Genomic DNA, 13302 nt, shown 5'->3' on the forward strand with positions numbered 1-13302 from the left:
GAGGATGCGACCATGGCACTATTGCTTGGTAAAGGCCGATATCGCGCGCGATTGGCGCAGACACCGCAGGATGTGACGGCTGCCCAGCGGTTGCGCACGATGGCTTTCGGATCCGATCAGACTGATCAGGACGCATTCGATTCGATCTGTGCCCATATCCTGGTCGAAGATATGCGAGAAGGCAGGCAGTTGGTCTGCTGTTTTCGTATGCTGACCATGGAAGACGGCTCCGAGATCACCCGCAGCTATTCGGCGCAGTTTTATGACCTTTCTGCCCTTCAAGGGTTCACAGGGCGGATGGTCGAGATGGGACGCTTCTGCATTCATCCCGACTGGACCGACCCGGACATTCTTCGCGTCGCATGGGGGGCAATGACGACCTATGTCGATCAGAACAACGTCGAGATGCTGTTTGGCTGTTCCTCTTTTGCAGGGACGGAAACAGCGGATTATCTTGATGCCTTTGCCATGCTGAAACAAAGGCATTTGGCGCCAAAACGCTGGCTGCCGCGGGTCAAGGCACCGGATGTGTTTCGCTTTGCCGCCCGTTTGCGCCGCCGCCCGGATGAGAAAATGGCAATGCTGCGGATGCCACCCTTGCTGCGCACTTATCTGATGATGGGCGGCTGGGTCAGTGATCATGCGGTGGTGGATCGCCACATGAACACACTGCATGTCTTCACCGGGCTCGAGATTGGCGCGATTCCGCCGGCCCGGAAACGTCTGCTGCGGGCAGTGGCCAGGTAATCCAAGTTGACGCTTCGGCCCTGCCGGTTTAGCTGGCAGGCATGGTGAGAATTCCTTTGTTGCAGATGTCCGGCATATCCCTGACTTTCGGGGGCGATCCGGTGTTTTCCGAACTTGATCTGGTGGTTCAACCGGGCGACCGCGTGGCGCTGGTCGGGCGGAACGGGTCCGGCAAATCCACATTGATGAAAGTGATGGCCGGTCTGGTTGAGCCTGATCGCGGCGATATCGTGGTGCCTCCGGGCAAATCCGTCGGATACATGGAGCAGGACCCCGGTATGGAGGGATTTACCACGCTGGGCGACTACGCCTCGAGCGGGTTGGAGCCGGGCGAGCTGTACAAAGTTGAACGCGCCGGCGAAGGACTAAAGTTCGATCCTTCGCGTCCGGTCGAAACCGCTTCGGGCGGTGAGCGGCGGCGGGCGGCACTGGCAAAGCTGATGGCCGAGGCGTCCGACTTGATGCTGCTGGACGAGCCGACCAACCATCTGGATATCGAGGCCATCGCTTGGCTGGAACGTGAATTGGGTGCAACGCGGACAGCCTATGTGCTGATCTCGCACGACCGCGCGTTTCTGCGCGCTTTGACCCGCGCAACGCTGTGGATCGACCGGGGCATGGTGCGGCGGCAAGAGCAGGGGTTCAGCGCCTTTGAGGCGTGGCGCGATAAGGTCTGGGAAGAAGAAGACCAGCAGCGCCATAAGCTGAACCGCCTGATCAAGTCCGAGGCCAAATGGGCCGTTGAGGGCATCAGCGCCCGTCGCAAACGCAATCAGGGCCGGGTGCGGGCACTGCAGGCGTTGCGGGCCGAGAAGGCGGCGCAGATCAAGCGGCAGGGTTCAGCGGCGATGACACTGGAGGCAGGGCCGAAATCCGGACGAAAGGTGATTGAGGCTAAAGGGTTGGCCAAGTCTTTTGACGCGCAGCAGATTGTTCGGAACTTTGATCTTTTGGTGCAGCGCGGCGACCGTGTAGCCTTTGTCGGCCCTAACGGTGTGGGTAAGACGACGCTGTTGAAGATGTTGTTGGGGCAGGAGCAACCGGATGAAGGCTCGGTGACACTGGGCACCAATCTCGAAATCGCGGTTTTCGACCAGACCCGTGCGCAGCTGGACCCCGAAATGAGCCTGTGGGACAGCCTGACCGGCGACCCCGAGATGCGAGTGTCGGGTAAGGCCGATCAGGTGATGGTCGGAGGGCAACCCAAACACGTGGTCGGCTACCTCAAGGAATTTCTGTTCGACGAACGGCAGGCAAGAGCGGCCGTTAAGTCTCTGTCAGGTGGCGAAAAAGCACGGTTATTACTGGCCAAGCTGATGGCAAAGTCCTCGAACCTGCTGGTGCTGGACGAACCGACCAACGATCTGGATGTCGAAACTCTGGACCTGCTGCAGGAACTGTTGGACGATTATGACGGTACCGTCCTGCTGGTCAGCCACGACCGGGACTTTCTGGATCGGGTCGCCACTACTACCATCGCGATGGAGGGCAATGGCCGCGCCACGGTCTATGCGGGCGGGTGGTCGGACTATATCGCGCAGAGGGGCGACCTTCTTCCGAAGAAGGAAGAAAAAACAAAGACCTCTAAGTCTAAGATAAAGCAGGAGAACCCATCGAAATCGGGTCTGTCCTTCTCGGAGAAGCACCGGCTGGACAAGCTGCCCGCCGAGATCGAACGCCTTGAGGCCGAGATCGGCAAGCTGGAAGAACTCATGTCTGACCCCGAGCTGTTCACCCGCGAGCCGGTCAAGTTCCAGAAGGCGACCGAGGCATTGGTCGAGCGGCAGGAAAAACTGGCGGCGGCAGAGGAAGAGTGGTTGACGCTGGAAGAAAAGGCCGAGGGCGCTTAGGTTCGGGGCAGCGGTCGGGCAGGGTTGCCGACCACCGTTTCTCCGGCAGCGATGTCTTTGGTTACGATGCTGCCCGCGCCGATGGTCGCGTTGTCGCCGATGGTGACGCCGGGCATCAGGATAGCACCTCCGCCAACCCACACATTCCGGCCAATGGTCACAGGCAACCCAATTTCCAGACCCTGCGCCCGTTCGGCCGGGTCTTGAGCGTGCTGGGCGCAATAGATCTGGACGTGCGGGCCGAACATCGTGTCGTCACCGATGCGCACAGGTGCGGTGTCCAGAACCACGCAACCGGCATTGAAGTAAACCCGCGCGCCGAGGTGAATGTTGATCCCATAGGCGCAGTGGAACGGGGCCTCGAAAAAGCAATCCGGCCCGGTGCTGGCCAGCAGCGCCCGTAAGTCCGGTGCCATCGCACCGCGGCTATCCGGTGGACAGGTGTTATGCGCATGAACCACGCGACGGGCTTGCGCGCGCAGGGCGTCCAGTTCCGGGTCCAGACAGCAATACCACTGCCCGGTCTGCATCTTTTCCCGTTCGGTCATGCACCAGACTTACCGCATCCGCAGGGCACCGTCGATGCGGATGACCTCTCCGTTCAGGTAACCCATTTCGACGATGAACCCGGCCAGCCGTCCGTATTCACGCGGGTCACCCAAACGGGCCGGGTTGGGGACATCGGCGGCCAGTTGCTGCTGCACCTCTTCGGGAAGACCGGCCAGCATAGGGGTCATGAAGATGCCCGGCGCGATGGCCATCACCCGAATTCCGGTCGAGGCCAGATCACGCGCCATAGGCAGGGTCATTCCAACTACGCCCCCTTTCGAGGCCGCATAGGCCGACTGTCCCTTTTGCCCGTCAAACGCCGCGATCGAGGCGGTATTGATGATCACCCCGCGCGCGCCATCCGGTTCGGGGTCGTTCTTGGCCATCTCGACCGCTGCCAGGCGCGAGACGTTGAAGGTTCCGACCAGATTGATATCGATGGTGCGTTGGAACGCGTCCAGTGGGTGGGGGCCGTCTTTACCGACCGTCTTGATGCCATAGGCAATGCCGGCGCAGTTTACGGTAGCCGTGATCCGACCCATCCGATCCGCCGCCTGTGCAATCGCCGCCGCGACTGAGGTCTCATCAGTAACGTCCGTCTCCGCGAAATACCCACCGATTTCCGCGGCAACCTGAGTGCCGCGTTCTGCGTCACGGTCAAGGATGGTGACCTGTGCGCCCTGATCCGCGAAATGGCGGGCGGTGGCTTCACCCAGGCCTGAGGCACCGCCGGTGATGACCGCAGCTGTGGTCGACAATTGCATGAAAGATCCTTCCTTTCAGGATATGAACGTATGTTCATTTAATCCGACGGTTTAGATTTTGTCCATCATTTTGACGCCAATTTTCCGGGAAATCAGGCATTTCTCAAACCTTTCTCAGAAGACCTTTAACCATGCTTAATGCGCGGGTCTCACATCGATATCAGGCGAAATGACGCGTCCAAAGGGCGTCGTGCAAGGAGACAATCGTTATGGTTAAGAGTTTGAAGGTTGGAATTCCCGTGCTGGTGACAGCACCGTTTCTGACAATGATGGCGGCAGGCAGCGCCGCAGCAGCACCCGAGGTGTGCAACTGGAAAACGGCGCGGGACGCGGCAAATCGCGGGGACTATCAGGCGATGTGCGATTGCCAGCAGGTGACGCCCAGCTTTCTGAAACGTCTGCAAACGCGGCAGGATTTCCCAGTGACACTGCGCAACACAACCGCGCAGTGCCCGGGTTTGGCAGCATTGCTGACGGACCAGCCGACAGGCTCAATCAGTGCGTCGGAAAACCGGGGTGAGGCGCGGGGCAATGATCAGTTTGCGGGCTTCGACTCTGACAACGGAAATGACTCGGGTTCGGGCGGCGGAGGTGGGGGTGGTAACCCCGGTAACGGTGGTGGCGATCCCGGTGATGGCGGCGGTGACCCTGGCGATGGCGGAGGTGGTCCCGGTGATGGGGGTGGCAATCCCGGAAATGGCGGCGGCAACGGCGGCAACAACGGCGGCGGCAACGGCGGCAACAACGGCGGCGGCAACGGCGGCAACAACGGCGGCGGCAACGGCGGCAACAACGGTGGTGGCAACGGCGGCAACAATGGTGGCGGAAACGGCGGCAACAATGGTGGTCCCGGCAACGGGAACGGAAACAACGGAAACTCTGGCAATGGCGGAGGAAACAACGGCGGATCCGGCCCCGGAACCGGCAACGGTGGGGGCAACAACGGTCACGGCAATGGCTCTGGCCAAGGCGGCGGGGGTCACGGCAACGGTGGCAGCAACGGCGATGGCAAAGGTGGCGGCAAAGGTGGCCACGGTGGCGGCAAAGGCGGCGACGGAAAAGGTGGCGGCAAAGGCGGCAAACGCTAAACCCGCGGATGTTTCAAGCTGAAGTGGTTAAAATAAAAACGGCCACCCGTTTTGGGTGGCCGATTTTTTGTGAGTTTCCGCGGGGATTAGCCTAGTTGCACAAGCGCGTGCCGTTTCTTACCCGCGCTGAGCTTGATCGGGGACGACAGCGCGCCTGCGTCGATCATCAGCCCGGCATCAGTCAGCGGAGCGTCATCCAGCTTGGCACCATTCTCGGCGATCAGGCGCTTAGCCTCTTTCCCCGACTTCGCCAGACCCGACTTAACGATAATCTGCACGATGGACATGCCGTCGCCCAGCTCAGCAGGGCTGAGGGTCAGGGTGGGAAGATCGCCCCCAACACCGCCTTTTTCGAACACTTCGCGCGCGGTCGCTTCGGCGGTCGCGGCGGCTGTGGCCCCGTGGGCGAGAGTGGTTACCTCGTTGGCAAGGCGGATTTTGGCCTCATTGATTTCGGACCCTTTCAGGGCGCCCAGACGGTCGCACTCATCCACCGGCATTTCGGTATAGAGCTTCAGGAACCGCCCAACATCCGCATCGGTGGTGTTGCGCCAGAACTGCCAGAATTCATAGGGCGAGCGCATGTCGGCGTTCAGCCACACCGCTCCATCCTGAGACTTGCCCATCTTCTTGCCGTCGCTGGTGGTTAGCAGGGGCGAGGTCAGGCCATAGATCTCGTGGTCCAACACGCGGCGGGTCAGGTCGATCCCGTTGACGATATTGCCCCACTGATCCGAGCCACCCATTTGCAGAACGCAGCCATAGCGGCGGTTCAGCTCAAGGAAGTCATAGGCCTGCAGGATCATGTAGTTGAACTCGAGAAAGCTCAGCGATTGTTCACGATCCAGCCGCGATTTCACGGACTCAAACGAAAGCATGCGGTTGACCGAGAAATGTCTCCCGATATCACGCAGGAAATCGAGGTAGTTCAGACCGTCCAGCCATTCGGCATTGTTCAGCATCAGCGCCTTGTTCTCGGCGTCGCTGTCATAGTCGATATAGGCCGAGAACACCTTTTTGATGCCCGCGATGTTTTCGTCGATCTGTTCGGGACCCAGCAGCGGACGCTCATCCGCGCGGAAGGACGGGTCGCCCACCTTGGTGGTGCCGCCGCCCATCAGGGTGATCGGCTGGTGGCCGGTTTTCTGGAACCAGCGCAGCATCATGATCTGGATTAGGCTGCCCACATGCAACGACTTGGCCGTTGCATCAAAGCCGATATAGGCCGGCTTGCATCCACTCATCAGCGCTTCGTCAAGGCCCTGATAATCGGTGCAGTCGGCAAGAAAGCCGCGCTCGATCATCGTGGCGATGAAATCCGATTTGGGATGGTAGGTCATAGCGTGCCCTTTGGGTAGAAGTTGCGGGGCACTGTATAGGCGGCGCGTTGGGTAAGGAAAAGGCACCTTTTCCAACATTACGCGGGCCTGTGTCAGCTTTTGGTTGGTGGCAAGCGGAAGGCATAGAGCATTGCGATCAGATTCAGTACCGCCAGCGCAATGATCGGCGTCACTGGGTCGTGTAGATGCGCCACTGCACCAAGGATTGCGGCAAAGACCATCCCGACCAGACCGGCACTGACATCTCCGAGGGCAACCAGGTACGGGCGTTCCTTTTCCGAGGTCATTTCGATGATGTAGAGGTAGCGCCCATAGATCACGCCGTTCCCGCCCAATGACAGCAGCAGGATGACCAGAGCATAGATCCAGACATTCTGCGCATAGCCCATGAAGGTGAAGGCCAGCGCCATGATGGCCGAAACCGCCGAGATCAGGCATCCCAGCCACATCACCGGCTTGACCGAGATCCGTCCGCTGAGCCAGCCCCAGATGATCGAGCCGAGCACCATCCCCAGACTGGCCGCCATGACGAAGTAACTCAGCGAGTGTTTGGTCCCTACATGGAACGTTGCCGCATGGATCGTGTAAAAGGGCATCGCCAGTTCAACCGAGACAAAGATCAGCCGGGCCGTCAGAAACTTTCGATACCACCCGTAGGCCATGCCGGTTTTGAACCCGGTCACTAGCTCGGCCAGCGGTTTTGGTTTTGCCTTCGGAGCAGGCGCGTGGACCTGTTCCTCTTCCAGCAGGCGGACACCGGCAAAGCTGACCCCGGCGGCGAACATCGCAATGACCCCACACCACAAAACGACGATATGGCGCTGCATCGGTAGGTCCGAGGCCAGAAGGTCCCGGGTCACCCAGACAACAAGGATGGCCAAAATGCCCGATATCGTAGCCTGCGCGAATACCATCCGGTTGCGTTTCTCATTGGGGACGGAAATGCCGTAAATCTGACTGGTGCCCAGACTGGTGATGCCTTGACATAAACCCATGACCAAAGCGGTCGTGAGGAACAGCAGCACTATCATAAAATTGGGCAGATTGGTCGCGAACAGGGCCACGATGGCCAGAATCCCAGCGGTCAGGATGTTGGGCACGTAAACTGCCAATTTCGCGCGGGTCACCCGATTGATGAATGGAGACATAAAAATCTCGGCGATCAGCCGCGACCCGGTCACGAAAGGCAACAGCAGTCCGGCGAAAAACGTTGGTGCGCCCAGGGCCAGATACAGGAACGGCAGTACCAGATTGGGATTCACCAACTGCCCGCCAATCGTCGCCAATGATCCGGACCAAAAGATCAACTGGTAATTGCGCCCCTCGGCGGGTTGCTTGGGTGTCTGTGTGTCCGTCATGGCAGTCCGTTTGAGATACAGTTAGGTTCAATGGTTACTCAGCCCGTGTCTTCGTGCAACTGTCCCGATGGGTGCGATGTGGTTGCAGGCGCGCAGGTTGCGTCAAAAATACACGCGAAAGGTGCATTCTGGCTTGCCTTGGACTGCCTGAAACGTGCAGGTTTGGCGCGCCGCGTCGTGCAGACGACGCCAATAAACACAAGAGGTGAGCGTGAACCGGGCCATCAGGAAAAGCGGGCCGATCAAGGCCCTGGGTGCGATGTCTGGAACTTCGCTGGACGGTGTGGACACGGCAGTGGTCGAAACCGACGGAAACAGGATCATCGGCTTTGGCCCCAGCGGCTATCGCGCCTATTCCGATGCCGAGCGCGCCGATCTGCGCGCCGCCCTTGGCCAATGGCACGGCCCGGCGGTGGACCGGGCGGCCGAGTTGGTGACCATTGCCCATGCCGAGGCGCTGTCGGAGTTTGAAGACGTCGACTTGATCGGTTTCCACGGCCAGACCCTTGCGCACGAACCAAGCGGACAGGGAACGTTGCAGGTGGGTGATGGCAAAGGTCTGGCGCAAGCGCTGGGCGTGCCAGTGGTCTGGGATTTCCGCAGCGATGACGTGGCGATGGGGGGCGAGGGCGCTCCGCTGGCGCCGTTCTTCCACTTTGCTTGTGCCAAGTGGATCGGCGCTGCCGAGCCGCTTTGTTTTCTGAACCTCGGTGGGGTCGGGAACCTGACCTATGTAGACCCCAGCTTTGACGGGCCCGAAAAGCCGGGCGCGCTGTTGGCCTTCGATACTGGCCCCGCAAATGCGCCTGTGGACGACCTGATGCAGGCCCGGCTTGGCCTGCCGATGGACCGCGACGGCGCAGTCGCGCGGGGCGGGACGGTTGAAACCGGGGCGCTGGAGCTGTTTCTGGCCGAGCCGTTCTTTACCCGGATGCCGCCAAAGTCGCTGGACCGCAACGATTTTGCCGAGATGATCGGACTGGTGCAGGAGCTTTCTGACGCCGATGCCGTGGCCACCCTGACGGGAATGTGTGCAGCCGGCGTGGTGCAGGGGATGGAGCACTGCCCAAAACCGCCTTCGCGCGTGCTGGTGACCGGCGGCGGACGCCACAATCCGGTGCTTATGGAAATGCTGCGGGTGTCGCTCGAGTGTCCGGTTGAACCGGTTGAGGCCGTGGGTCTGGACGGCGACATGCTCGAGGCGCAGGCATTTGCCTATCTGGCCGTGCGCGTGGCTAGGGGGCTGCCGACCTCTTGCCCGGGTACGACGGGGGTCAAGGCCCTGGTCGGAGGCGGGGTGTTGAGTGCGGTTTGAGGTTGAGAGATGAATTTCGACAGTGAACAGAGCGTTGTCGCAGACCTGAACCTCAGACCGCAGGACCGTTTCTCGAACCCAAAAGGTTATGCCATTGGGGTAGAGTATGATGTGCCCTATTGCTCGTTCAAGATCAACGCACCGAAAACCTCGGGGGTATACTGGATATTGGCAAATGATGCGGTTGTTTACATCGGCAGGGCAAAAAACCTGCACAACCGCCTCAGCGTCCAATACGGTACGGTTTCCCCACGGCATCCGTTTAAGGGCGGGCAACTGCAAAAGTGCCGAACCAACGCGAAGATAAATTCCAACTTTTCCGAAGGTGGATATGTTTCTTTCAGGTGGCGGGCTTGCAAGGACTATGTTGAACAGGAGCATGCGTTGTTAAAGTCACCTGAAGCCAGACCGGCTTGGAACCTGCGTGCGTAACTGTGGGCCCGACCGTTTCATGATGCCATCTTTGTGGGAAGGCATCCCAGGTAAAAAATCATCTGAGAGACTTTGCATACTCACCCGCGAATTTCGGGTACCCATCCGAGGTTGATTTCAGGTGTGCTCGTGTCCAGTCGTGCAAGGCCGGTAATTGGTGGAAAGGCACATTCGGAAAAGCATGGTGTTCCGCGTGATACGGCATGTTCCAGGCCAGAAATCGGACGATTCGGTTGGTGAAGGTCGTGCGCGAGTTTTCCAGCATGTTAGCGACCGGGGGGCATAACCCGTGCTCGGCCAACAGGTAGAGGCGCAGAAAAGGTTGCCCGATCAGGACCGGACAGAGCCACAACCAGAAAAAAAGCGGCGTGTAGAACAGGCTGAGACCTAAGAAGGTGTAGAGAGCCAACAATAGCCGTGCCTCGATCCGCATAGCACGGTGTTGGGAGGCGGGCAGGTAAGGCGCATCGATCTGGCCAAAGGCGTTTTGCGGCAGAGTCTTTGCCATTCCGGTCCAATAGGGCCAACCGCTGAGATAGATCAACAATTCGGGCCAGTTGTCTGGCCGCGGTTTACCCGCAAGCTCGGGGTCTTTTTCCGGGTGGTTGGTCCATTTGTGATGCGCCAGGTGGAAATATCGAAACCATTTGAAAGGCAGGGCAATGGGGATCGAGACCAGATGCCCGATTATGTCGTTCAGCCATCCATTGCGAAACGGTGTCTTGTGGGTGCATTCATGGCTGAGAGTGAAGAGGAAGACCAACAGCACCCCTTGGGGCACCAAGAACACAGACCAATACGGAATCTTGAGCGCGATCCAGGTCGTCGTAGCCGCCAGCACAGCGATGTAAAGCGCAAGATGCCGTAGCCCGGCTGTGTTCGAGCGACGCTGCAAGTTGTCTTTCGCCTCGGGCGGGATCGACGATATGAGTTCGCGGTGATCCATGCTTTAGCTGCGGGGAATATCAAAAACCGGCTCAGCCAGAACAAACCCGTCGAACTCGAACCCTGGAGAGACGGTGCAACTGACCAGAGTGAAGTCTCCGGTGGTTTGCGCCGATTGCCAGTGGTTCTTGGGCACGATGACCTGCGGTGCACCCTTGGTCAGGTCCGGGGTCAGCAGATGGTCGGTCGCGGGGCCGTCATCCGTTGGGCTGAGCGACAGGGTCAGCGGCGCACCGGCGTGGTACAGCCAGATCTCAGTCGCATCTACGCGGTGCCAGTGGCTGCGCTCACCTTTTGGCAGCAGGAAATAAATGCATGTGCCAGTGGCGCGGCCTTCGTTATCCGCGCGCCATGTTTCGCGGAACCAGCCCCCCTCGGGATGGCGGGACAGGTTCAGGTGATCGATGATTTCTTGCGCGGTCATTGGGGCCTCATTGTCATATGCGGTGATTATGCACGCGCAGGTGCGATCCGCTATGGTATTCGTGTGGTTCAGCAATATGTTTGCGACATGACCCTGACGATCCCGTTTGACAACAGCTACGCCCGGCTTCCCAACAGCTTCTATGCGCGGCAAGCGCCAATACCGGTGCGCGCGCCGCGTCTTGTGGCGTTCAACGAGGAATTGGCGCGTATTCTGCGTGTCACCCCTGGTGACGTGCACGAGATGGCCGAAACGTTCGCTGGAAACACGCTGCCCGAGGGGGCCGAGCCGATTGCGCAGCTTTACTCGGGGCATCAGTTTGGCAGCTATAACCCTCAGCTTGGCGACGGGCGCGCGGTTTTGTTGGGTGAGACGGTCGGAACGGATGGTATCCGGCGGGACATCCAGCTGAAGGGCTCTGGCCCGACGCCGTTCAGCCGCAGGGGGGATGGCCGGGCCTGGCTGGGGCCAGTGCTACGCGAATACGTGGTGTCCGAGGCGATGCACGCGCTGGGCATTCCGACCACCCGCGCCCTTGCGGCGGTTGAGTCCGGAGAGATCGTTTTCCGCGAAGGCCCGATGCCCGGCGCGGTGCTGACCCGCGTGGCGCAAAGCCATCTGCGTGTGGGGACGTTTCAGGTGTTCGCCGGACGCGGGCAGACCGACAACCTGCGGAAACTGACCGATTACGCCATTGCCCGGCACTATCCGGGTGCCGAGGGACCAATGGGTCTGCTGCGCGGAGTGCGGGATGCGCAAGCGCGTTTGATCGCGCAGTGGATGAGCGTCGGGTTCATCCATGGAGTGATGAATACCGACAATTGCTCGATTGCCGGGGAAACCATCGATTATGGGCCCTGCGCCTTCATGGACAGTTATCATCCGAATACGGTCTACAGTTCGATCGACCAGATGGGGCGCTATGCCTATTCCAACCAGCCGGACATTGCGGTGTGGAATTTGGCGCAACTGGCCACCGCCCTGATCCAACAGGTCAATGAACCCGAGGCCGCCGTCGAAGAAGCCACTGAGATCGTGCACGCCATGCCGGGTCTGATCCATCAGGAATGGCTGGGGCGGTTCCGCGCCAAGGTCGGGCTGACCACCAAAGAGGAAAGCGACGAAGCCCTGATCTCCGATCTGCTGACCCGTATGGCCGAGAGCCGCGCCGATTTCACCAACACATTCCGGGCGCTGGGGGGTGATAAGGCCCGCGATCAGTTCCTGAAGCCCGAGGCCTATGACGCATGGACTGTTGGCTGGCAAACACGACTGGAACGGGAACAGGACCCACAGGCGGTGATGAACGACGCCAACCCGGCTTTCATCCCGCGCAACCACCGGGTTGAACAGATGATACAGGCCGCCGTTCAGGGGGATTATGCCCCGTTTCTTCGTATGACTAAGGTTCTGGCGCAACCCTACAGCGATCAGCCCGAGGCGGTCGATCTGACCTATCCTCCGACCGAAAAGGAAGTGGTCCACGCGACATTCTGCGGGACGTGAGTAGGTCTTCAAGCGGCTGAGAAAAGGGTTCTCTGCTTGTTCCGGATAGATATACTTCCCGCTGCCAAGAGGATGCAAAGTGAACCAGGATACAAAATTCGAACGCTTCAAAGCGCTTCACGACAAGGACGAAGCGTTTGTTATTCCGAACCCTTGGGATGTGGGCTCTGCGCGGTTGCTGGCCAGCATGGGGTTCGACGCATTGGCAACAACAAGTGCCGGATACGCCTTTTCCAATGGTAAGCGGGATTCATTTGCCAGCCTTGGGCGAGAGGAAATTCTGTTAAATGCGGCCGCAATCGTTCGGGCGACGGATTTGCCAATCACTGCCGATTTGGAAGATGGGTTTGGCGCTGCTCCCGAAACCTGCGCAGAGACGATCGGGCAGGCGATCGAGGTCGGCTTGGTCGGTGGGTCCATCGAGGATGCGACGGGTGATGAAAGTGATCCGATCTACGCGCTACCCATTGCGGTCGACCGCATTCGTGCAGCTGCGGATGCTGTTAGGGGAAAACCATTTCTGTTGACCGCCCGGGCCGAGGGTTTTCTGTGGGGACAAAAAGACCTGTCAGAAACAATCAACCGCCTGCAGGCGTTCTCGGATGCTGGGGCCGATATTTTATACGCGCCCGGTCTTCCGGATATCGACGCTATTCGAACGGTATGCAGCGCTGTGGACAAGCCCGTGAATGTCGTCATGGGGCTGCAGGCTCCGTCGTATACCGTGGCGCAACTGTCAGACGCCGGAGTGAGGCGGATCAGCGTGGGAGGGTCGTTCACCCGCGCTGCGTTTGGGGCGTTACAGCGTGCCGCGCATGAGGTCAGGGTCAACGGAACCTTCACTTATGCCCGTGATGCGATGCCCGGAGATGAAATCAGCGCGGTGATGTCGCAACGCAAGTTATCGGATCGACGATGACTTCCTTTTGATACTCAACGGCAGAGAAGCCGAAATGTGGGAAGGAATGAGAGTTCCCCGTCGTA

General features: G+C 59.6%; 13 protein-coding genes. 7 read left to right on the plus strand and 6 right to left on the minus strand.

All coding sequences use genetic code 11. The features are described from left to right. Positions 1–12 precede the first annotated feature (12 nt). Together ACR0IK_RS01420 and ACR0IK_RS01425 are read left to right on the plus strand one after the other, a co-directional pair. A complete protein-coding gene (locus ACR0IK_RS01420; RefSeq protein ID WP_480589471.1) occupies positions 13–747 on the plus strand; it encodes a GNAT family N-acetyltransferase in 735 nt (244 codons plus the stop codon). Positions 748–788: 41 nt separating this feature from the next. Continuing rightward, positions 789–2597: an ABC-F family ATP-binding cassette domain-containing protein gene (locus ACR0IK_RS01425; RefSeq protein WP_480589470.1), complete on the plus strand. Its 1809-nt coding sequence runs from the start codon at positions 789–791 to the stop codon at positions 2595–2597. Here the strand turns inward: ACR0IK_RS01425 and ACR0IK_RS01430 are convergent. Together ACR0IK_RS01430 and ACR0IK_RS01435 are read right to left on the minus strand one after the other, a co-directional pair. Beyond that, positions 2594–3145 carry a sugar O-acetyltransferase gene (locus tag ACR0IK_RS01430; protein WP_480589469.1) on the minus strand — a complete coding sequence of 184 codons (552 nt, stop codon included), beginning with the start codon at positions 3143–3145 and terminating at the stop codon, positions 2594–2596. The two genes, ACR0IK_RS01425 and ACR0IK_RS01430, sit on opposite strands and share 4 nt — an antisense overlap. A gap of 9 nt (positions 3146–3154) precedes the next feature. Continuing rightward, positions 3155–3910 (minus strand): SDR family NAD(P)-dependent oxidoreductase, encoded by a 756-nt coding sequence (locus tag ACR0IK_RS01435; RefSeq protein WP_480589468.1) that lies wholly within the window; start codon positions 3908–3910, stop codon positions 3155–3157. Positions 3911–4119: 209 nt separating this feature from the next. Here ACR0IK_RS01435 and ACR0IK_RS01440 point away from each other — a divergent pair, with 209 nt between their 5' ends. Continuing rightward, entirely contained in the window at positions 4120–4998 is an 879-nt protein-coding gene (locus ACR0IK_RS01440; protein WP_480640209.1) for a hypothetical protein, read from the plus strand. An 86-nt stretch (positions 4999–5084) separates the two neighbouring features. On the opposite strand, the gene tyrS is transcribed toward ACR0IK_RS01440, so the two are convergent. Together tyrS and ACR0IK_RS01450 are read right to left on the minus strand one after the other, a co-directional pair. After that, entirely contained in the window at positions 5085–6338 is a 1254-nt protein-coding gene (gene tyrS / locus ACR0IK_RS01445; protein ID WP_480640210.1) for a tyrosine--tRNA ligase, read from the minus strand. 92 nt (positions 6339–6430) lie between these two features. Further along, positions 6431–7696 (minus strand): MFS transporter, encoded by a 1266-nt coding sequence (locus ACR0IK_RS01450; protein ID WP_480640211.1) that lies wholly within the window; start codon positions 7694–7696, stop codon positions 6431–6433. A 211-nt stretch (positions 7697–7907) separates the two neighbouring features. Between ACR0IK_RS01450 and ACR0IK_RS01455 the strand changes: the two genes are divergently transcribed. Together ACR0IK_RS01455 and ACR0IK_RS01460 are read left to right on the plus strand one after the other, a co-directional pair. After that, complete coding sequence (locus ACR0IK_RS01455; protein ID WP_480589464.1) at positions 7908–9011, plus strand: anhydro-N-acetylmuramic acid kinase; 1104 nt, start codon at positions 7908–7910, stop codon at positions 9009–9011. Between the two features lie 9 nt (positions 9012–9020). Then, positions 9021–9443, plus strand: coding sequence for a GIY-YIG nuclease family protein (locus tag ACR0IK_RS01460; RefSeq protein WP_480640212.1), 423 nt, complete (start codon positions 9021–9023; stop codon positions 9441–9443). 58 nt (positions 9444–9501) lie between these two features. Here the strand turns inward: ACR0IK_RS01460 and ACR0IK_RS01465 are convergent, their stop codons facing one another. Together ACR0IK_RS01465 and ACR0IK_RS01470 are read right to left on the minus strand one after the other, a co-directional pair. After that, positions 9502–10389, minus strand: coding sequence for a fatty acid desaturase (locus ACR0IK_RS01465; protein WP_480589463.1), 888 nt, complete (start codon positions 10387–10389; stop codon positions 9502–9504). 3 nt (positions 10390–10392) lie between these two features. After that, a complete protein-coding gene (locus tag ACR0IK_RS01470) occupies positions 10393–10812 on the minus strand; it encodes a cupin domain-containing protein (protein ID WP_480589462.1) in 420 nt (139 codons plus the stop codon). A gap of 87 nt (positions 10813–10899) precedes the next feature. Between ACR0IK_RS01470 and ACR0IK_RS01475 the strand changes: the two genes are divergently transcribed. Both ACR0IK_RS01475 and ACR0IK_RS01480 read left to right on the plus strand, forming a co-directional pair. After that, the gene (locus tag ACR0IK_RS01475; RefSeq protein ID WP_480640773.1) at positions 10900–12318 is read left to right on the plus strand and encodes a protein adenylyltransferase SelO; all 1419 of its coding nucleotides are present in this window, start codon (positions 10900–10902) and stop codon (positions 12316–12318) included. A gap of 79 nt (positions 12319–12397) precedes the next feature. Beyond that, on the plus strand, positions 12398–13237 hold the full coding sequence (locus ACR0IK_RS01480) for an isocitrate lyase/PEP mutase family protein (protein WP_480640213.1): 840 nt from the start codon (positions 12398–12400) through the stop codon (positions 13235–13237). The last annotated feature ends 65 nt before the right edge of the window (positions 13238–13302 follow it).

The organism is Ruegeria sp. BF7 (genome assembly GCF_056538605.1).